General features: G+C 71.7%; 17 protein-coding genes. 9 read left to right on the top strand and 8 right to left on the bottom strand.

Annotated features, from left to right (window positions below):
• Positions 1–134: 134 nt before the first annotated feature.
• From ACIBEI_RS31240 to ACIBEI_RS31230, 3 genes are read right to left on the bottom strand one after another with little or no spacing between them, the layout of a single operon-like run.
• Positions 135–1,490 (bottom strand): FtsX-like permease family protein, encoded by a 1,356-nt coding sequence (locus tag ACIBEI_RS31240; RefSeq protein WP_398893556.1) that lies wholly within the window; start codon positions 1,488–1,490, stop codon positions 135–137.
• Positions 1,487–2,245: an ABC transporter ATP-binding protein gene (locus ACIBEI_RS31235; protein WP_398893555.1), complete on the bottom strand. Its 759-nt coding sequence runs from the start codon at positions 2,243–2,245 to the stop codon at positions 1,487–1,489. The genes ACIBEI_RS31240 and ACIBEI_RS31235 overlap by 4 nt, the downstream gene beginning before the upstream one ends.
• 11 nt (positions 2,246–2,256) lie before the next feature.
• The gene (locus ACIBEI_RS31230; RefSeq protein WP_398893554.1) at positions 2,257–2,790 is read right to left on the bottom strand and encodes a PadR family transcriptional regulator; all 534 of its coding nucleotides are present in this window, start codon (positions 2,788–2,790) and stop codon (positions 2,257–2,259) included.
• Between the two features lie 280 nt (positions 2,791–3,070).
• Between ACIBEI_RS31230 and ACIBEI_RS31225 the strand changes: the two genes are divergently transcribed.
• The 3 genes from ACIBEI_RS31225 to ACIBEI_RS31215 are packed head-to-tail and all read left to right on the top strand — an operon-like array spanning position 3,071 to position 6,272.
• Positions 3,071–3,322: a hypothetical protein gene (locus ACIBEI_RS31225; protein ID WP_055611419.1), complete on the top strand. Its 252-nt coding sequence runs from the start codon at positions 3,071–3,073 to the stop codon at positions 3,320–3,322.
• Positions 3,322–5,976 carry a 4-alpha-glucanotransferase gene (gene malQ, locus ACIBEI_RS31220; RefSeq protein ID WP_398893553.1) on the top strand — a complete coding sequence of 885 codons (2,655 nt, stop codon included), beginning with the start codon at positions 3,322–3,324 and terminating at the stop codon, positions 5,974–5,976. Before ACIBEI_RS31225 ends, malQ begins: the two co-directional genes overlap by 1 nt.
• Positions 5,977–5,996: 20 nt before the next feature.
• The gene (locus tag ACIBEI_RS31215; RefSeq protein WP_398893552.1) at positions 5,997–6,272 is read left to right on the top strand and encodes a hypothetical protein; all 276 of its coding nucleotides are present in this window, start codon (positions 5,997–5,999) and stop codon (positions 6,270–6,272) included.
• A 199-nt stretch (positions 6,273–6,471) separates the two neighbouring features.
• Here ACIBEI_RS31215 and ACIBEI_RS31210 read toward each other — a convergent pair whose 3' ends face one another.
• On the bottom strand, positions 6,472–7,110 hold the full coding sequence (locus ACIBEI_RS31210; RefSeq protein ID WP_398893551.1) for a TetR family transcriptional regulator: 639 nt from the start codon (positions 7,108–7,110) through the stop codon (positions 6,472–6,474).
• A gap of 185 nt (positions 7,111–7,295) precedes the next feature.
• Here ACIBEI_RS31210 and ACIBEI_RS31205 point away from each other — a divergent pair, with 185 nt between their 5' ends.
• Positions 7,296–8,828, top strand: a complete 1,533-nt coding sequence (locus ACIBEI_RS31205) for an FAD-dependent monooxygenase (RefSeq protein WP_398893550.1) — start codon at positions 7,296–7,298, stop codon at positions 8,826–8,828.
• Between the two features lie 205 nt (positions 8,829–9,033).
• Here ACIBEI_RS31205 and ACIBEI_RS31200 read toward each other — a convergent pair whose 3' ends face one another.
• Entirely contained in the window at positions 9,034–9,558 is a 525-nt protein-coding gene (locus ACIBEI_RS31200) for a MarR family winged helix-turn-helix transcriptional regulator (protein WP_398893549.1), read from the bottom strand.
• Between the two features lie 133 nt (positions 9,559–9,691).
• Here ACIBEI_RS31200 and ACIBEI_RS31195 point away from each other — a divergent pair, with 133 nt between their 5' ends.
• On the top strand, positions 9,692–10,630 hold the full coding sequence (locus ACIBEI_RS31195) for an EamA family transporter (protein WP_398893548.1): 939 nt from the start codon (positions 9,692–9,694) through the stop codon (positions 10,628–10,630).
• A gap of 237 nt (positions 10,631–10,867) precedes the next feature.
• On the opposite strand, the gene ACIBEI_RS31190 is transcribed toward ACIBEI_RS31195, so the two are convergent.
• Complete coding sequence (locus tag ACIBEI_RS31190) at positions 10,868–11,497, bottom strand: LamG-like jellyroll fold domain-containing protein (protein ID WP_398893547.1); 630 nt, start codon at positions 11,495–11,497, stop codon at positions 10,868–10,870.
• A gap of 368 nt (positions 11,498–11,865) precedes the next feature.
• On the opposite strand from ACIBEI_RS31190, the gene ACIBEI_RS31185 reads away from it, so the two are divergent.
• On the top strand, positions 11,866–13,158 hold the full coding sequence (locus ACIBEI_RS31185) for a M14 family zinc carboxypeptidase (protein ID WP_398893546.1): 1,293 nt from the start codon (positions 11,866–11,868) through the stop codon (positions 13,156–13,158).
• 48 nt (positions 13,159–13,206) lie between these two features.
• Here the strand turns inward: ACIBEI_RS31185 and pepN are convergent, their stop codons facing one another.
• On the bottom strand, positions 13,207–15,807 hold the full coding sequence (gene pepN, locus ACIBEI_RS31180) for an aminopeptidase N (protein ID WP_398893545.1): 2,601 nt from the start codon (positions 15,805–15,807) through the stop codon (positions 13,207–13,209).
• A 113-nt stretch (positions 15,808–15,920) separates the two neighbouring features.
• Here pepN and ACIBEI_RS31175 point away from each other — a divergent pair, with 113 nt between their 5' ends.
• Positions 15,921–16,418: a DUF1203 domain-containing protein gene (locus ACIBEI_RS31175; protein WP_398893544.1), complete on the top strand. Its 498-nt coding sequence runs from the start codon at positions 15,921–15,923 to the stop codon at positions 16,416–16,418.
• A 328-nt stretch (positions 16,419–16,746) separates the two neighbouring features.
• Here the strand turns inward: ACIBEI_RS31175 and ACIBEI_RS31170 are convergent, their stop codons facing one another.
• Positions 16,747–17,775: an aspartate-semialdehyde dehydrogenase gene (locus ACIBEI_RS31170; protein ID WP_398893543.1), complete on the bottom strand. Its 1,029-nt coding sequence runs from the start codon at positions 17,773–17,775 to the stop codon at positions 16,747–16,749.
• 252 nt (positions 17,776–18,027) lie between these two features.
• Between ACIBEI_RS31170 and ACIBEI_RS31165 the strand changes: the two genes are divergently transcribed.
• Both ACIBEI_RS31165 and ACIBEI_RS31160 read left to right on the top strand, forming a co-directional pair.
• Complete coding sequence (locus ACIBEI_RS31165) at positions 18,028–18,582, top strand: RNA polymerase sigma factor (RefSeq protein WP_398893542.1); 555 nt, start codon at positions 18,028–18,030, stop codon at positions 18,580–18,582.
• 1 nt (position 18,583) lies between these two features.
• Positions 18,584–19,516: a hypothetical protein gene (locus tag ACIBEI_RS31160; RefSeq protein WP_398893541.1), complete on the top strand. Its 933-nt coding sequence runs from the start codon at positions 18,584–18,586 to the stop codon at positions 19,514–19,516.
• Positions 19,517–19,550: the final 34 nt, after the last annotated feature.

Genomic DNA, 19,550 nt, shown 5'->3' with positions numbered 1-19,550 from the left:
ACACGGGCCGGTCCGTCGTTTCCTTCACGCGGGCCGGTCCGTCGTTTCTTCCGTCTTTCCGTCTTTCTGTCTTTTCCGGCTCTCCGGGAAGTCCCCTCGTGCCTCCCGGAGAGCCGGAGTTCTGCGGTGCGCGGCTAGGTGAAGCGCAGTTCCGCCGGGTGCACCGAACGGCGCAGCAGGGGCAGGGAGGTGGCGGCGGCGAGGAGGCAGGCCGCGTAGACGGCCACCGGCACGAGCAGCGGCACCACCATCGGGATGGTCGCGGCGTCCACGACCCTTCCGTACACGAAGTACACCGCCGCGCCGCCGAAGCCCGCGAGCAGCATCGCCGGGGCCAGCGGCAGCGCGGTCTCAAGGAGCAGCGCCCGGCCGAGCACCTTCCGCGGTACGCCCGCCGCGGCCTGCGCGGCGAGGCCCCGGCGCCGGGTGGCGAGCGACTCGGCGGTGCCCACGGCAAGACCGCCCAGACTGATCAGCAGCGCCACCAGGACGGCGGCGCCCGCCAGATTGACGCCGGTGGTGTAGAACGCCAGGTCCTCGGGGCTGTGGGGCAGGCTGTCCGCCGGGTGATGCACGGCGTCGAGGAACATCTGGCGTACGCCCATGAAGCCCACGCCCACGACGGCCACCAGGAGTACGGCCGCGTTGGTGCGCGCGGTGGCCCACGGGTCGGCCTGGAGCCGTTCGGCGGCGATCAGGACCGCGGGGTTCTCGGTCCGGGCGGCGAGCCGCCTGCCGGTGGTCCGCGCGGTGATCCCGGCAACCGCCACCGAGCCCGCACCGGTCAGCGCCACCGCGAAGAACACCAGCAGAAGGAACGTCTTGGCACCCGGTCCGCCTTTCCATATGGCGATCAGCAGGGCAGCCAGGCCCACCAGTACCGCCGGCACCACAAGGGCGAGGGTGGCGACCCGGCCGTGGCGCGGCCTCACCCGGCGCACCCAGCCGAGCGGCGAGGCCACGACCCGGCGCAGCGCGACCACACTCACCAGCACGGCGAGGAGCGGCACGCCGAGCGCCACCAGGGCGAAGCCGCCCCAGGCCGACAGCGGAGGCTGCTGCGGCAACAGGCTCACCAGGAGGAGCGCGCAGAACACCGAGGCGACGGCCGACCCCAGCAGACAGGCGAGGCCGGCCTCCAGGGCCGCGATGCGCCGCACCTGCCTCGGCGTCGCCCCGGCGAGGCGCAGTCCGGCCAGCCTGCGGTCGCGGTGCACGGCGCCGATGCGTGCGCACTGGCCGAGGAAGCCGAGCACCGGCACCCACAGGAGCAGCAGTGCGACAACCACCCCGGCGCGTTCCCCCGGCCGGTTCAGGAGGCCGTGAAAGTACGAGATGGACACCTGCCCCTCCACCGAGGCGACCGCTACGGCCGCGAGCCCGAAGCCGGTGGCCAGCGCGGCCCCCACCGCCGTCAGCGTCACCCGCCACCACTCCCGCCGGTCCGAGCCCCGCGTCAGCAGCCAGGCGAGTCTGAGATCTCTGATCACAGCGCCCCCTCCAGCGTCCACGCGTCGTCCGCGGAGCCGACGGCCCCGTCCCGCAGCTCCACCTCACGGTCCGCATACGCCGCGACCTGCGCGTCGTGCGTGATCAGCAGCACCGCCGTGCCGGACTCCCGGGCCGTGTGCACCAGCGCGGTCATCACCCCCTCGCTCGCGAGGGAATCGAGCGCGCCGGTTGGCTCGTCCGCGAAGACGACCTTCGGACCGGTCACCAACGCCCGCGCCAGCGAGACCCGTTGGGCCTGCCCGCCGCTCATCTCCCCGGGCCGCAGCTCCTCCTGGCCGCGTACGCCGAACCGCTCCAGCCACTCGCCCGCCCGCTCGTGGGAGTCCTTGCGGGAGACCCCCGCGAGCAGCAGCGGAAGCGCGACGTTGTCGAGCGCGGTCAACTCGGGGATCAGCTGCCCGAACTGGAACACCACCCCGAACTCCGTACGCCGCAACTCGCTCAGCCGCTGTTCCGGCAGCTGGTCGAGGCGCTGCTCGGCGTAGACGACCGAGCCCTCGTCGGGGCGGACGATGCCGGCCAGGCAGTGCAGCAACGTGGACTTGCCGCTGCCGCTCGCGCCGGTGACGGCGAGGATCTCCCCCGAGCGCAGTTCGACCGAGGCGCCCCGTAGCGCCTGGGTCCTGCCGTGCGACTTGGCGAGGCCTCGGGCCGCCAGGACCGGCACGGTCTTCTGCGTACCGCTCGTGGGCGTACTGCTCGTGGGCGTACTGCTCTTGGGTGGGTTGCTCATGGACGGGCTGCTCATGCTCCGTCGACCTCCGCGGTCAGAGTGGTGAGCCGGGCCGCGGTGGTGGTCATCCAGCGCAGATCGGCGTCGAGGTGGTTGAGGGCGTAGTCGGCCGAGAGAACGGTTGCGAGATCGGCGCCGGGCGCCGTCTTGACCGCCGTGAGCTCCCGCATACGCGCCATGTGCGCGGCTCGCTGGGCGCTCAGATACCGGGCGGGGTCGGCCGAGGCGAGGATCGCGCACACGACCTTGGCGAAGATCTCGTTCGTCACGAAGGGCGCGGGCGGGGTGATCTCGCCCGTCCACGCGGCGAGTTCCTTCGCCCCGTCGTCGGTGGACCGGTACAGCGTCCGCTCCGGACCGCCGTCCGAATCCGTCCCGTCGATCTCCGCGAGACCGTCGCGGACCAGGCGCTGCAACGTCGTATAGACCTGGCCGTAAGCCAGTGGGCGGGCTTGCGGGAAGCGTTCGTCATGGCGTCGCTTGAGGTCGTAGCCATGGCTCGGCCCTCCGGCGAGCAGCCCCAGCAGGATGTGGCGGGTGCTCATGGCCACCATTATGTACTCAGTATATGTAGTGAGTGAATAGTGTTCCCGGAAAAACCTTGGTCGTGGCCCGGGGAGGGCTCGGGGGAGAGGGGTGGGGGAGAGAGCTGGGGGAGCTTGATCGCGGACGGTGGTCCTCCAGGCGCTCTTGGTCACCCGGCGCAGAAGGGTCAGAATGTGAACAAGGGCACGTTGTCCGGGCTGTCACGTCTGCGCGCCCGCCCACTGGGTAGGGCTGCCCTGACCCGCCGTACGGCTACCCGCGACGACCAAGGAGGCCCCCGTGGCCGCATCAGCACAGCTCCTGCTCTCGGCCCTCTCCAAACGCCCGGCGGAGCAGCCCGCCGACCCCGACCCGTACATCTGTGTCTTCACCGCCGAAGGGCCCTGCGCGGAGACGCCGCTCACCAGTGAGCCGCCGCTGCCCGACGCCGCCCCCCTCACCAGCGAACCGCCCCTCGCCGACGCCGCGCACCTGACGAGCGAGCCCACCTCCACGGGCGCCGCCGCGGGCCTGGACCCATCGGGGGTCTGATGCCGCTCTCCCGGCTCGCCGCGCTGCACGGCGTCGCCACCTCCTTCAGCCCGTCCCCGGGGCGCACGGTCGCGGCCTCGGACGCCGCGGTCGTCGCCGCCCTCGCCGCACTGGGCGTCCCCGCCGCCACACCGGACGCGATTCGCGCGGCGCTCACGGCGCGCGAGACGGAGCTACGGGAGCGACTGCTCCCACCGACACTGGTGAGCTGGAGCGGAGCGCCGACGGGCGCCGCCGGGAGCGACGACGGCTCCGGGGCGCGCGATTCCGCCCCGGGGGCGGACGACGACGGGCGCGCGCCGGACGAGAACCCACCTGCGCCGAGTGAGAGCTGGCCCGCGCCGGACGTGAACAGGCGCGGGGTAGGCGACAACCCGCCCGCGCCGGACGTGAACAGGCACGGGGTGGGCGATATCCCACCCGCGCCGGACGTGAACAGGCACGGGGTGGGCGATATCCCACCCGCGCCGGACGAGAACCGGCCCGAGGCAGGTGACAACCCGCCCGCTCCCGACGGGGATGCGCCCGCGACGGGCGGATCGCCGCCCGTGGCCCGGGCGTTCGTGGCAGGCGGTTCGGATCGTTCCGCCGGTGCCGCGCCCGCGCAGGGCGACCCGGACCCGGCCGCCCCGGCCACCCCGCCCGGGTTCCAGGGAGACTCCTCGCTCGCCTCCGCCCTCGCCGCGCTGCCCGCCGGGACCCGGCTGCGGATCCGTACCGAGCAGGGCGAGACGCGCGCATCCGCCGAGCAACTGCCCCTCGGCGTCCATGAGTTGGAGGCCACCGCTCCCGACGGGCGGACCGCCCGTGCCCATCTCGTCGTCGCGCCGACCCGGCTGCCCGCGGCACCGGGGCGTACGTACGGGCTGCTCGTGCAGGTCTACTCGCTGCTGTCGCGGCGCTCGTGGGGCATGGGCGACCTCGGCGACCTCGCCGAGCTGACGGCCTGGGCCGGACGGGCGCTCGGTGCCGGGTTCGTGCAGGTCAACCCGATGCACGCGGCCGTGCCCGGCGCGCCCACCGACCCCTCCCCGTACCGGCCCTCCTCGCGCCGCTACCCCGACCCCGTGTACCTGCGCGTCGAGGACATCCCCGAGTTCGCGTACGCCGGCGAGCGTGACCGCGACCGCGTCCGTACGCTCCTGGAGCGGGCCGAGCGGCAGCGTGAATCCGTGCTGGACAAAGGCGCGTTGATCGACCGCGACGCCGTGTGGGAGCTGAAGCGCGAGGCCCTGGAGCTCGTACGGGACGTGCCGCTCGGGCCCGGACGGCGCGCCGCCTACTGCGACTTCCTCGCCGAGGAGGGCGAGGCGCTGGAGGACCACGCCACCTGGTGCGCGCTCGCCGAGGTGTACGGCTCCGACTGGCAGAAGTGGCCGGCTGCCCTGCGCGACCCCTGCTCGGCCGAGACCGCCCGCGCCCGGGGCGAGTTGATGGACCGCGTCGACTTCCACAGCCGCCTCGCCTGGCTGACGGACGCCCAACTCGCCACCGCCCAGCGCAGCGCGCGCGACGCGGGCATGGGGGTCGGGCTCGTGCACGACCTCGCGGTGGGCGTCCACCCCGGTGGCGCCGACGCCTGGGCGCAGCAGGAGTACTTCGCGGCGGGCATGTCGGTCGGCGCGCCCCCGGACGCGTTCAGCGTGCAGGGCCAGGACTGGGGGCTGCCGCCGTGGCGCCCGGACCGCCTCGCCGAGTCCGGCTACGCCCCGTACCGCCGCCTTCTGCGTGCCCTCTTCCGGTACGCCGGCGCCCTCCGTATCGACCACGTCATGGGCCTCTTCCGCCTCTGGTGGATCCCGCAGGGCCGCCCGGCCACCGAGGGAACGTATGTCCGTTACGACGCCGAGGCCATGCTCGCGATCCTCGCGCTGGAGGCGTACCGCGCCGGGGCACTGGTGATCGGCGAGGACCTCGGCACGGTCGAGCCGGGCGTCCGGGAGAAGCTGCACGAACACGGCGTCCTCGGCACGTCCGTGCTGTGGTTCGAACGCGACTGGGACGGTACGGGCCTGCCGTTGCCCCCCGAGAGCTGGCGCGCCGACTGCCTCGCCACCGCCACCACCCACGACCTGCCGCCCACCGCGTCCCGGCTCACCGGCGACCACGTCGAACTCCGCGACCGGCTGGGCCTGTTGACCCGCCCCGTGGAGGAGGAACGGGCCGAGGCGGCCACCGACGTGGGGGAGTGGCTGGCGCTGCTCGCCCGGCTCGGACTGCTCCAGGGCACGGCCGGCGGGCAGTCGGAGGACTCGGAGGAGGCGCAGATCCAGGCACTGCACCGGTTCCTGCTGCGTACCCCCGCCCGCATGATCGGTGTCTGGCTCCCGGACACCGTCGGCGACCGCCGCCCGCAGAACCTGCCCGGCACCTGGGACCAGTATCCGAACTGGCGCCTGCCCGTCGCCGACGCCGAGGGCCGCCCCGTCACCCTGGAGGAACTCGCCGCCTCGCCTCGGCTGCACGCCCTCATCGACGTGGTGCGCGCGGGCCGGGCGGTGGGCGGATGCCGGCAGGACACGGGAGTCCCCGGGCCGGACCCGGCGGAATCCGGGCCGGGCGTCGTGGAATCCCGGCCGGGCGTCGTGGAAACCGGGCCGGACTCGGGAGGCGTTCCGCCCCGTACGGCACCCCCGGGCGCGCGGCCGGATTAGGCGTTCGCTACGTTTGCACCGTGGACAAGAAGAACGCCCTGCGCGCCGGCGCCCTGGCTGCCGGTACGACGCTGATGCTGCTGATGTCGTCCCCCGCGCTCGCGGTGACGCCTGACGACGGCGACGACCCCGGTCAGGGCCTGAGCGTCATCGACACGCTTGGGCTCTTTGTCGTGGCGCCGATCGGGCTGTTCCTGCTGATCGCCGGTCTGGTCTGGGTACTGGACGGGTCGACGGACCGTCACCCGAAGGCGAAGGGCAAGGCCAAGACGAAGGCGGCCGTGAAGGCCTCCTGACCTCGGCCCGCTCCGGCCACTGAGGTTTCTGTTTCGAGGGCACCGTCCTCGCGTACGTACGGCAGTCGTCGTACGTGCCCGAGGACGGTGCTCTTGACGTGTTCCCGGCCGGGTATCAGGTGCCGGGTGCCGGTTACCAGGTATCAGGTGCCGAGGGCCTGGTGCCGGTGTCGCCGTCGGGGTCCGCGCCTGGCGGCTTTCAGCGGGAGGGGCCCGGGTGCGGGGCCGTCAGATAGCGCTGAACGGTCGGCGCCAGCCAGGCCACGATCTCCTCGCGGGTCAGGTCCACGGCGGGCGGCAGGCGCAGGACGTACCGGGTCAGCGCCATGCCCAGCATCTGTGACGCGACGAGCGCGGCGCGGGCCGGGACCTGTTCGGGGTCGGGGCAGACGCGCAGGGCCACCGGCACCAACTGCTCCTTGAAGATGCCCTGCATGCGCTCGGCCCCGGCGGCGTTGGTGACGCCGACCCGCAGCAGCGCCGTGAGCACCTCGTTCTTCTCCCACAGCGCCACGAAGTGCTCGACGAAGATCCGGCCGACCTCCTCCTTCGGCACCTTCTCCGGCACCGGCAGCCGCAGATCGATGTCGACGGCCGCCGCGAACAGGCCCTCCTTGTTGCCGTAGTAGCGCATCACCATCGAGGGGTCGATCTTCGCGTCGCGGGCGATGGCGCGGATGGTCGCGCGCTCGTATCCGTCGGCGGCGAAGCGTTCGCGCGCGGCGGTGAGGATGGTGGCGCGGGTGGCGTCGGAGCGGCGGGCGGGCTGCGGGGGCTGCGCGGGCTGTGTGCCCTGGGTGGGCTGCGCGTGCTGCGTGGGGGAGCCGGTGTCGGTCATGCCAACAAGCGTAGGCCAACAACTGTTGACGGACCAGGGGTGTCGCCCTATGGTGGCAAACGGGCGTTGGCCCACAAGTGTTGGCATACGAATGTTGGCCAACATGTGTTGGCCTACGTGGCAACCGGATCGCCCGTGTTTGCCAACAGCCCTTGACCAACAACCGTTGGCACCAGGAGGCCGCCATGAACGTCACGTCTGACCGGACCGACAAGAACGGCACACCCGGCACCCCCGCCGCTTCCCGCGAGGTCATCGTCGTCGGCGCGGGCCCCACCGGTCTGCTGCTGGCCGGCGACCTCGCCACCGCGGGCATCCACGTCACCCTCGTCGAGAAGCGCCCGCACAGGACGAGCAACCTCTCCCGCGCGTTCGTCCTGCACGCCCGCACGCTGGAGCAGCTCGACGCCCGAGGTCTCGCCGACGAGCTGGAGAGCAAGGGGCAGACGCTCGACCGGCTCCGGCTCTTCTCCCGGCTCACCGTCGACCTGACCACCCTCCCCTCCCGCTTCAACCACCTGCTCGTGTTGCCGCAGTACGAGGTGGAGCGGGCGTTGGAGCGGCGGGCGGTGGAGGCCGGGGTGCGGTTCGCGTACGAGACCGAGGTGACCGGGCTGGCCCAGGACGCGGACGGAGTGACCCTCAGGGTGCGCGCGGCTGCCGGGGCCGAGGCAGCCGAAGGGACCGGCAGGGGGCCGGGGCTGGAGGAGCTGCGGGCCGCGTACGTCGTCGGGACGGACGGGATGCGCAGTGCCGTGCGGGAGGCGGTGGGGCTGCCGTTCCCCGGGCGTTCGGCGATCCGTTCCGTCGTCCTCGCAGACGTCCGGCTGGCCGAGGAGCCGGAGACGCTGCTGACCGTGAACGCGGTCGGGGACGCGTTCGCCTTCCTCGCGCCCTTCGGGGACGGCTACTACCGGGTGATCGGCTGGGACCGCCGGCGCGACGTCGCCGACGACGCGCCCCTCGACCTTGACGAGGTCAAGGAGATCACCCGGCTCGCCCTCGGCCGTGACTACGGCATGCACGACGCCCGCTGGATGTCCCGCTTCCACAGCGACGAGCGGCAGGCTCCGGCCTACCGGGTCGGCCGGGTCTTCCTGGCCGGGGACGCCGCGCACGTGCACACCCCGGCCGGCGGCCAGGGCATGAACACCGGCCTCCAGGACGCCGCCAACCTGAGCTGGAAGCTGGCGGCGACACTCAACGGCCACGCCCGCGCCGGCCTGTTGGACACCTACCAGTCCGAACGCCACCCCGTCGGAAAGTCCGTCCTCCGCAGCAGCGGCGGACTCGTCCGGCTCGCGATGGCCAACCGGCCCTGGACGCTCACGGCCCGCACCCTGCTCACCACGGTCCTGGACCACGCCCGCCCGGCCCGCACCCGCATGATCGGCCAGATCACCGGCATCGGCTACTCCTACCCGTCCCCACGCGGCGCCCACCCCCTCACCGGCAAGCGCGTCCCGGACGTATCCCTTCGGGACGGCCGCCTGTACGAGGCCCTGCGCGGCGGCAGGTTCGTACTCATCACCCCGCCCGACGCCCCCAGGGCCCCCGACCCCGACACCCGCAAAGACCGCCTCACCGTGGCCAGTTGGGCAAGCGGCCACCGCACCACCCTCCTGATCCGCCCGGACGGCTACGCGGCCTGGGCGGCGGAGAATCCGACCACCGGGGAACTCGAGGCGGCACTGACAGCAGCGATGGGGCAGGGCTGACGAGGGCCACGCCCCGTAAGGGGCGCGGGGAACTGCGCGCTCAGCCACAGCCGACCCGCAGGCGCCCATGCCCCGTAAGGGGCGCGGGGAACTGCGCGCCCAGCCACAACCAACCCGCAGGCAGGCAACAAACCCGCAGGCAACCAAACCGCAGGCAACCAACCCGCAGGCAGGCAACAAACAGGGAACCCCTCCCAGCGAGTCGCTAGCGACTCGTCTGGCCCGTGCCGGCGAGCAACTGACGCAACAGGTCGGCCAGTTGGCCGGCCTGTTCCTCGTCGAGGGACGACAACGCCTCCGTCTGGACGGCGAGCCCGGCCCCGACCGCCTCGTCGACGAGCCCCAACCCCTTGTCCGTGAGCGTCACTTGGAGGGCGCGGCGGTCATGAGGGTCAGGGGACCTGCGGAGCAGACCGGCCCGTTCCAGCTTGTCGAGGCGGCCGGTCATCCCGCCCGTGGTCAGCATCAGCGTCGCCGAGAGCTGGCGGGGCGAGAGGGCGTACGGGGCACCGGACCGCCGCAGCGTGGCGAGCACGTCGAACTCGCCGCGCGAGATGCCGAGCCGCGCGTACGTCTTCTCCATCCGGTCGCCCATCGCCCGCGAGAGCCGGAAGACGCGGCCGAAGACCTCCATCGCGGCCGTGTCCAGGTCGGGCCGGACGGCGGCCCACTGGTCGATGATCGCGTCGACGGGGTCCGCGGGGGTTCTGGCGGCCTTGGAAGTGCTCATGGGGCGAGTATCCGCACCGTATGACCCGGCTGCAAGAAGGTGGCTTGACGATAAGTAGCTTAGTGCTAAGCTAATTACTGCCAAGTCATCCCAGAGTCATCCCTCCCGAGCCACCTCCCTCATGGAGCCGGTCATGAACCGCAGCACCGTCATCGCGCTCACCGCCCTGGCCCCCGTCTCCTGGGGCAGTACCTACGCCGTCACCACGGAGTTCCTGCCGGCCGACCGCCCCCTGTTCACCGGTCTGATGCGCGCCCTGCCCGCCGGGCTGGTCCTGCTCGCCCTCGCCCGTACGCTGCCGCGCGGGGTCTGGTGGTGGAAGGCGGCGGCCCTGGGCGCGCTGAACATCGGTGCCTTCTTCCCGCTCCTCTTCCTCTCCGCGTACCGGCTGCCGGGCGGCATGGCCGCGGTCGTCGGTTCCGTCGGCCCGCTCTTCGTCGTGGGCCTCGCGGCGGCCCTGCTCGGCGAACGCCCGACCCTCCGTACGCTGCTCACGGGCATCGCGGCCGCCCTCGGCGTGAGCCTGGTCGTGCTGAAGGCGGCCGGTGCGCTGGACGCCGTGGGTGTGCTGGCGGCCCTCGGCGCGACCGCGTCGATGTCCGCGGGCACCGTGCTGACGAAGAGGTGGGGGCGTCCCGAGGGGGTGGGCCCGCTGGCCCTCACCGGCTGGCAACTGACCGCGGGCGGGCTGCTGATGGCCCCGGTCGCGCTGTACGTGGAGGGCGCGCCGCCCGCGCTCGACGGCCGGGCGGTCGGCGGCTACCTCTATCTGGCCCTGGCCAACACGGCGGTCGCGTACTGGCTCTGGTTCCGCGGCATCGGCCGGCTCACCGCCACCCAGGTCACCTTCCTCGGCCCGCTCTCCCCGCTCACGGCGGCCGTCATCGGCTGGGCGGCGCTCGGCCAGGCACTGGGCCCCGTGCAGCTGGCGGGCATGGCCCTGGCCTTCGGAGCGACGGTGTTCGGCCAGCTCGGGGTACGCCCCGTGCGCGCCACCCAAACGTTCAGCTCAACTGAAAGGAATGGTCGAAAAGATTCGATGGACGTGACAGTTCCGGCGCTGCGACGGTAGATCCACATCGACCGACCTCCCGGTGACGGGAAGACGGGAAGACGGGAAGAGAGGCGTGGGTACACCGTGGGATTCCTGGACCAGACCACCCGTACGCACAGTTCGCCGGCCGCGAACCGACCAAAGCGAACCGTTCCCGGCCCCCGCCTCGGCCTCGGTCTCGACCCCCGCCCTCGCCCGCGCCTCGGTCTCGGACTCGGCATCGCGCTCGTGGTGGTTGCACCGTAACGCGGCCGCTCAGGACGCGAGCTTCAGTGTTTCGATCTGGGCGGAAGTCAGGGCCCGGTCGTAGATGCGTACGTTCTTGACGGCGCCGGGCAGGAAGTCGGCGGGGCCGCCGTTGTACTTGGCCCGTGCGATCACCAGGGAGCCGCCCGCCTCGATGGTGTCGGCCACGGTCCCCTCCTGGACGCCGTCGACGTAGACGCGGAGCCGGCGTCCAGGGCCGTCGCACACGCCGACGAGGTGGGTCCAGACACCCGCCACGGGGGCGGTGCGGGCCACCGGGCGCTGGGTGGCCCCGGCGAAGAACCACTGCCGCTCATCGGTGGAGTGCTGGAGGTAGAAGCAGCTGTGGTCCTCGCCGTCCTGGCTGACGGCGGTGGCGAAGCTGCCGGGTGTCACGCTCAGCCGCACGCACGCCGACACGGTGAAACCGCGCCCTTGCTCGTGTCGACCACCGGCCCGGTGGTGACGATCTGGCTGCTCGGGCCGCCGCAACAGCTCGGAGTGCACCACCTTCACCGCGACGAGCCGCCCACCGGGCGAACGCCCCAGATAGACCCGCCCCATCTCACCCGCACCGAGTCGGCTGATCAGCTGGTACGCCCCGACGGATCCCGGGTCGTCCGACTCCAGCGCTGCCACAACTGACTCCCGGCTCACCTGCTTTGCTGCATGGGCGCGGCCCAGCTCAGGCCGCAACGAACGACCGATTGACCGAAACCCCGTACGACACGCGGGAGTTCGAACATGGGTCAGGAGGATCAGCCTCTCCGGCGTTCGAGCAGCGGGGTTCGGGGGCGGAGCCCCGAGTAAGCGACGGGAATGAAGGAGGCGCGGCCGGGGCGAAATCCCGCCCGGCATATTCCCATTGGTTGATCTCCGTCGCCGTCGCCCCAAGGGCCCCTTGACACCCTGACCCGGCACATCGAGCCTTGACGGGGCGCGCTCCCCGGAGCGCCGGAACCGCCTGTTCGAGACGCTCAACGGCCGTATCGAGGTGAGGAGTTGGCGTGAGGGCAGAGGGCGCCCGGAGCCGGGGAAATCCGTATCCCACCGTCGACGAGCTGGCGCGGCGCGCGCGGGCGATGGTCGCGGAGCGGCCCGGGACGTTGCGTCTGCGTACCGTGGGAACGTCCCGCGCCGGCCGACCCCTGTGGCTGCTCTCCGCAGGTCATGGCGAGCACCAGATACTGACCGTGGCAGGCGCGCACGCCAATGAACCGGTCGGCGGTGCCTCGTCCCTCACCCTCGCCGAGGACTTCGTACGCGACCCGCGGGTCCTGGACGAACTCGGCTGCACCTGGCACTTCCTGCTCTGTCTGGACCCGGACGGCACGACCCTCGGCGAGCGCCGGTTCGCCGAACACCCGGCCTCCGCACCGACCTTGGACGGCTACTACCGCGGCTTCTACCGGCCCGCGTTCATGAGCCAGCCCGAGTTCCCGCCCGTGGAGGCGGACCCGCACACCGCGATGCCCGAGTCCCGGGCGCTCACCCGGCTCATCGACGAGTTGCGGCCCGTGGTCCAGTTCTCCCTGCACGGCGTCGAAGTAGGAGGATCGTTCCTGCAGCTGACCCGTCCCGTGCCCGGAGCGCCGCGTGCCTTCCGGTCCGTGGCGGCGGAGCTCGGTATCCCGCTGGAGTACCGGCCGTTCGACGGCATGGGCTGGTTCGTGGACAGCCCCGGCGTGCTCGTCCTGCCCGACGGCAGCCCCGCCGACGAACGCGACCCCTCCGGCTACACCTCCCAGGCGACCTGGATGTACGCGATGCGGCACGGGACCGTCTCGGCCGTCGTCGAGGCCCCCTTCTGGAGCGTGGCCGGCGTCAGCGACCCGAGCCCCGTCACCCGCCCGCAGCGGGAGATCTCCCGGGCCGCCGAGATCCTGCTCAGCCGCGCCAAGCAGCTGGAGAAGGTGCTCGGCGCACTCGCCGACCGGCCGCCCGCGGACGAGCGCCGGCTGCCGTTCCACACCGCCGCGCGCGAACTCATGGACATCGGCCCCGGCGTGGTGGACACCTGGAACACCCACGACGCGCACGGCCTCGGCGACGCCGAACTCGCCACCACCGTCGGCAACTCCGTCTCCCTCGGCATCGCCGCCCGGCGCATACCCCTGCGCGCCGCCGCGATGATGCGCAGTGCCCTCGACGAACCGCCCGAGGCCCTCGACACCCTCGTACGCGACTGGAGCCAGGAGCTGGAGACCACCTTCCTCGCGCGCTGGGTGCCGGTGCACCGGCAGACCGCCCTGCACATCCGCACGATGCTGCACCTGGCCCGACAGCTGGTCGGCACATGAAGAAGGGCGCCCGGTGTCACACCGGGCGCCCCATCCACGTACTGCTGCTTACCGGGTCGTGACCGCCGCGTCCGCCGCCTGGGCCCTGAGCGCGCGCTCGATGCCCGCGCGGGACTCCGAGATCAGCCGGCGCAGCGCCGGGCCGGGCTCGGCGGAGGCCAGCCACTCGTCCGTCTTGCGGAGAGTCTCCTCGGAGACCTGGACCGACGGGTAGAGGCCGACCACGATCTGCTGGGCCATCTCGTGCGAGCGCGAGTCCCAGACGTCCTTGACCGCCGCGAAGTACTTGTCCGTGTACGGGGCGAGCAGCTCGCGCTGGCCGGTCTGGACGAAGCCGCCGATCACCGCCTCCTGCAGCGAGTTCGGCAGCTTGTCGGACTCGACGACCGACTCCCAGGCCTCCGCCTTCGCCTCCTCGGTCGGGCGGGCGGAACGGGCGGTCGCCGCGTGGCGCTCACCGGCGGCCGTCTTGTCGCGCTCGTACTCGCCCGCGATCTCCGCCTCGTCGAAGCGCCCCACCGCCGCGAGCCGCTGCACGAACGCCCAGCGCAGCTCGGTGTCGACGGCGAGCCCCTCGATGGACTCGCGGCCGTCGAGCAGGTGCTCCAGGAGGTCCAGCTGCTCCGGCGTACGGGCCGTCGCCGCGAAGGCGCGCGCCCAGGCCAGCTGGTGGTCGCTGCCCGCCGCGGCGGACTTCAGGTGGGCCAGCGTGGCGTCCGTCCAGCGGGTCAGCAGGGCCTCGCGCGCGGTCGGGTCGGCGTACAGCTCGATCGCCAGCTTCACCTGCCGGTGCAGCGACTGCACGACGCCGATGTCCGACTCCTTGCCGATGCCGGACAGGACGAGGGACAGGTAGTCGCGGGTCGCCAGTTCGGCGTCACGCGTCATGTCCCAGGCCGAGGCCCAGCACAGGGCACGGGGAAGGGAGGACTCGAAGTCGCCGAGGTGCTCGGTGACGAAGGCCAGGGACTGCTCGTCGAGACGGACCTTCGCGTACGAGAGGTCGTCGTCGTTGAGGAGGATCACGGCCGGGCGGCGCCTGCCCACCAGCTGGGGCACGGCGGTCAGTTCGCCGTCGACGTCCAGCTCGATACGGCCGGAGCCGTCGCCGCTGTCGTCCCGCAGCAGCTTGCCGCTGTCGTCGTCGAGGTCGTAGAGACCGACGGCGATCCGGTGCGGACGCAGCGTCGACTCGCCCTTGGCGCCCGCGGGCAGGGCGGGGGCCTCCTGGCGGATGGCGAAGGCGGTGATGACACCGTCCGCGTCCGTCTCGATCTCGGGACGCAGGACGTTGATACCGGCCGTTTCCAGCCATGCCTTCGACCAGGTCTTCAGGTCCCGGCCGGAGGTCTCCTCCAGGGCGCCCAGCAGGTCGGACAGGCGCGTGTTGCCGAACGCGTGCCGCTTGAAGTAGGCCTGCACGCCCTGGAAGAACTCGTCCTCACCGACATAGGCGACGAGCTGCTTGAGGACGCTGGCGCCCTTGGCGTACGTGATGCCGTCGAAGTTGACCAGCACGTCGTCGAGGTCGTTGATCTCGGCCATGATCGGGTGCGTGGACGGCAGTTGGTCCTGCCGGTACGCCCAGGTCTTCATGGAGTTGGCGAACGTGGTCCAGGAGTGCGGCCAGCGCGACTGGGGGGCGTACGCCTGGCACGCGGCCTCGGCGTAGGTGGCGAACGACTCGTTCAGCCACAGGTCGTTCCACCACTCCATGGTGACCAGGTCGCCGAACCACATGTGCGCCAGCTCGTGCAGGATCGTGGCGGCCCGCACCTCGTACGCGGCGTCCGTGACCTTCGAGCGGAACACGTACTGGTCGCGGATGGTGACCGCGCCCGCGTTCTCCATCGCGCCCGCGTTGAACTCCGGCACGAACAGCTGGTCGTACTTCTTGAACGGGTACGCGTAGTCGAACTTCTCCTGGAACCACTCGAAGCCCTGCCGCGTCACCTCGAAGATCGCGTCCGAGTCGAGGAACTCGGCGAGCGAGGGCCGGCAGTAGATCCCGAGCGGGACCGACTGCCCGTCCTTCTCGTACACGCTGTGCACCGAGTGGTACGGGCCCAGGATGAGCGCCGTGATGTACGTGGAGATGCGCGGCGTCGGCTCGAAGACCCAGATGTCGTCCTTGGGCTCCGGCGTCGGCGAGTTGGAGATGACGGTCCAGCCGGTCGGCGCCTTCACGGTGAACTGGAAGGTGGCCTTCAGATCCGGCTGCTCGAAGCTCGCGAAGACACGGCGGGCGTCCGGTACCTCGAACTGCGTGTAGAGATAGGCCTGCTGGTCGACCGGGTCGACGAACCGGTGCAGGCCCTCACCGGTGTTGGTGTACGCGCAGTCCGCGACGACCCGCAGGATGTTGCGGCCCTCCAGGATGCCGGGCAGCGCGATCCGTGAGTCCTTGAAGACCTCGGCCGGGTCGAGGGAGTCGCCGTTGAGGGTGACTTCGAGGACGGCCGGAGCCACCAGGTCGATGAACGACTCGGCGCCGGTCTCGGCCGAGTCGAAGCGCACGGTGGTCACGGACCGGTAGGTGCCTCCCTCGCCCTGCGCGCCGGAGAGGTCGAGATCGATCTCGTACGAGTCAACGGTGAGCAGCTTCGCCCGCTGCTGCGCCTCTTCGCGGGTCAGGTTTGTGCCAGGCACGCGGTCATCTCCTCGTTATGTGTCGGTTGCGCCATCCTTCCACGGCTGATGCGGGGAACGCGATGTCCGTTTCCCGCCGGTGGAAGGGGTGTGGGGGCGGGAGTCTGGATGGCATGACGACATATACCGCGCGCCCGATCACACCGGGTGTGCTGAAGGAACTCCGTGACGTCGATGACGCCGGACGGGCGTGTGTTCCGTTCGTGGAGGAGGAGGGCGGGAGTCCGCTGCGGTGCTGTCTGCGGCGGAGTGAGAGGGGGGAGCGGGTTGCTCTTGTCTCGTACGCTCCGTTGCGGCGGTGGGCCGCGGGGGTGGGGGTCGAGCCGGGGGCGTACGACGAGCAGGGGCCCGTGTTCGTGCACGCCGAGGAGTGTGGGGGGCCGGTGGGGGGTGGGCGGTATCCGTTCGCTCGGCCCGGGGTTCTGCGTACCGTGCGGCGGTACTCCGGCGAGGGGCGCATCCTCGGTGGGCGTCTCCTCGACCTCCCGTCGACGCCCGACGAATCGCTGGACGCGGCCTTTTCGGATGCCTTCGCCGATCCTGGGGTGGCTCTGGTGCACGTCCGTGCGGTGGAGTACGGCTGCTTCCTGTATGAGGTGCGGCGGCTGTAGGGCTTTTTCCTCGCCCCCGCCGCCCCTACCCATTCCCGTCCCTGACTCAGGGGCTCCGCCCCCGAACCCCCGCAAAAGATTGCGCAGTTCCCCGCGCCCCTTTTCAGGGGCGCGGGGAACTGCGCAATCTTTTGGCTTTTAGGGGCGCGAGGAACTGCGCGACCAGCCACAACGAACCCGCACATACGTCTGAGCCCGTCCGGCGTTTGAGGACAAGGCGCCGCTCCGGCTTTCCCACCCGCCCCCCAGCCCGTCCGGCGTCTGAGGACGCGGGGGTCTGGGGGGCGGCAGCCCCCAGTTTCGGGAAGGGGTGGGGTTGGGGAAGGAGTCAGGCCTTGAGGTCCGCGGCCACCAGCTCCGCGATCTGGACCGCGTTCAACGCGGCCCCCTTGCGGAGGTTGTCGTTGGAGACGAAGAGGGCCAGGCCGTGGTCCACGGTCTCGTCCGCACGGATGCGCCCGACGAAGGACGGGTCCTGCCCGGCGGCCTGGAGGGGGGTCGGGATGTCGGAGAGGGCGACACCCGGGGCACCCGCGAGGAGCTCCGTCGCACGCTCCACCGACAGGGGACGCGCGAAGCGGGCGTTGACCTGGAGGGAGTGGCCCGAGAACACCGGGACGCGGACACACGTGCCGGAGACCTTGAGGGCCGGGATCTCCAGGATCTTGCGGGACTCGTTGCGGAGCTTCTGCTCCTCGTCGGTCTCGTTCAGACCGTCGTCGACGATCGAGCCGGCGAGCGGGAGGACGTTGAAGGCGATGGGGCGCTTGTAGACGCCGGGCTCCGGGAAGTCGACCGCCGAACCGTCGTGCGTCAGCTTGTCCGCGTCAGCCACGACCTTCTGCACCTGACTGTGCAGCTCCGCCACGCCCGCGAGCCCCGACCCGGACACGGCCTGGTACGTCGCGACGACCAGCGCTTCGAGGCCCGCCTCCTCGTGGAGCGGCTTGAGCACGGGCATCGCGGCCATCGTCGTGCAGTTCGGGTTGGCGATGATGCCCTTGGGGCGGTCGGTGATCGCGTGCGGGTTCACCTCGGAGACCACGAGGGGTACGTCCGGGTCCCGGCGCCACGCCGACGAGTTGTCGATCACGACGGCACCCTGGGAGGCGACCTTCTCGGCGAGCGCCTTGGAGGTGGCGCCGCCCGCGGAGAACAGGACGATGTCCAGGCCGCTGTAGTCGGCGGTGGAGGCGTCCTCCACGGTCACGGCCGTGCCCTTGTAGTCGATCGTCGAACCGGCCGACCGCGCCGAGGCGAACAGCCGCAGCGTCTCCATCGGGAAGTCCCGCTCAGCGAGGATCTTGAGCATGACCGTGCCGACCTGACCGGTGGCTCCGACGATTCCTACCTTCACGGCGACTCCTTTTGCCTGTGCATAGCTGGCCAGTGTTTCCATCATGCGTCTCACCCCGGCCCGCCTGTCCAATCCTTTGACCTCGGAGACCGAGGACTGGGACGGGACCGCCCGGGTCCGGGCCGAGTGCTGGGCCCGGTTTCCGGACCCGTGTGACATTCGACTCCCGGTTCCGAAGATTCCCGCGATCGGGCCGAACGTTTCCCGCACCACCAGCGTCCTAGAGAAAACGCGGCGAGGGGAGGGGTGGCTGTGCTGCGCAGAAAAGCCCGCCGCGTCCTGGGGGGCGGGGAGAGCGCCGGGGGGACGCTCGACGACCCCTTGGACGCGGCCCAGGAGCGCCGGGTGCGTGCTGTGCTCGCGCTCGGCGGGGTGCCGCAGGCGGACCTGCCGGACGGGGTGCAGCAGGTCCGGCTGCGGCTCCTGGAGCGCGCGGCGAGCGGGGCGGAGGCACCGCGTGACGTGTCGGCGTGGGCGGCGGTCGTCGCGTCGAACCTGGCGATGGACTGGCATCGCGCCAGGCGCCGCCAGGAGCGGATCGGTGAGCGGCTGGCCTCGCTGAGGCAGCCGCCGCACACCGAGGGCGACTCGGGCGACGACACCAAGGTGATGTCGCTCGCGGTGGCCCAGGGCCTGGACGAACTGCCGGACGCCCAGCGGCAGATCCTCGTGCTGCGCTTCTACGCCGACCTGCCCGTCCGTGGCATCGCCGAGGAACTCGGCATCCCGGAGGGCACGGTCAAGAGCAGGCTGCACACGGCGGTCCGCGCGCTGCGCGCCCGCCTGCACGAGGACGAGGTGGTGTGAAGTGGCCGAATACGAAGGCAGTGCGGCAATGGACGCGCTGATGGCCGCGCTCACGGACGAACCCCTCCCCGAGGACGCCCGGGACGACGCGGAGTTCCTGGCGGAACACCGGTCCGCGCTCGCGGACATCGCCCTGCTCAGGGACCAGCTGCGGCTCATGGGCGACACGCTGGCCGCGGAGACACCGGGTACGGAGACACTGGGTACGGAGACACTGGGTACGGAGGCAGCGAGTACGCGGACAGCGAGTGCGCAGACACCGGCCGCAGAAGGCGGGCGGTCCGAAGCCGAGCCGTCCCCGCCACCCGTACCGCTCGGGAAACCGAAGCCGCGCAGAACGCCGAAGCCGCTCAGGACACCGAAACCGCTCAGGAAACCGAAGTCGATCAGGGCGCCCAAACCGGCCAGGCCGTCCCAGCCGCCCTGGTACCGGCGTTACGCGGGTGTGGCACTCGGCACCCTCGTGGTGGGCGCGGGCACGGCGATGCTCGGCGGGTTGGTGTGGCTCGGGGTGCAGGGGGGCGCCGCAGACGGGGGCGCCGACTCGTCGTCCGCGAAGCAGGAGGACGGCGCGGGCGACTCGTCGCTGTACTCGCCCGAGATGCACCTCGCCTGCTCCAAGGTCCTCGTCGAGGGGACCGTACGGAGCATCACGCCCACCGACGACGGGAACGTACGCGTCGTCCTGGAGGTGAAGCGCTACTACCGGCCCGAGCAGTCCGTGACGGACCACCCGACGATCACCGTCACGCTGCTCGACAGTGCCAGGGCGGACCTGAAGGTCGGGACGTACACCCTGGTCAGGGTGCCGGTGTACCCGCAGGACCGGCAGGACTGGGAGACCGGCGGGGGTGTCGCAGACGCCCGCAAGGGCATCGTGGACGCGCTGCCGGGAGCGCGGGGGATGGAGTGCGCGGGCCCGAACGGGGGGTAGGGCCTGCGGGCAACGAGAAGGGCGGGCGACCGGT

This window comes from Streptomyces sp. NPDC050988, assembly GCF_044456225.1.
Taxonomy (GTDB): Bacteria; Actinomycetota; Actinomycetes; order Streptomycetales; family Streptomycetaceae; genus Streptomyces.
The sequence above is the reverse complement of the archived record's forward strand: the minus strand, read 5'-3'. Positions and strand labels throughout refer to the sequence as shown.

Coding starts and splice junctions, on each gene's coding strand:
- ACIBEI_RS31195 (WP_398893548.1), top strand. CDS start 9,692: ATGAACCGCAGCACCGTCATCGCGCTCACCGCCCTGGCCCCCGTCTCC.
- malQ (WP_398893553.1), top strand. CDS start 3,322: ATGCCGCTCTCCCGGCTCGCCGCGCTGCACGGCGTCGCCACCTCCTTC.
- ACIBEI_RS31200 (WP_398893549.1), bottom strand. CDS start 9,558: ATGAGCACTTCCAAGGCCGCCAGAACCCCCGCGGACCCCGTCGACGCG.
- ACIBEI_RS31210 (WP_398893551.1), bottom strand. CDS start 7,110: ATGACCGACACCGGCTCCCCCACGCAGCACGCGCAGCCCACCCAGGGC.
- ACIBEI_RS31230 (WP_398893554.1), bottom strand. CDS start 2,790: ATGAGCACCCGCCACATCCTGCTGGGGCTGCTCGCCGGAGGGCCGAGC.
- ACIBEI_RS31205 (WP_398893550.1), top strand. CDS start 7,296: ATGAACGTCACGTCTGACCGGACCGACAAGAACGGCACACCCGGCACC.
- ACIBEI_RS31235 (WP_398893555.1), bottom strand. CDS start 2,245: ATGAGCAACCCACCCAAGAGCAGTACGCCCACGAGCAGTACGCCCACG.
- ACIBEI_RS31175 (WP_398893544.1), top strand. CDS start 15,921: ATGACGACATATACCGCGCGCCCGATCACACCGGGTGTGCTGAAGGAA.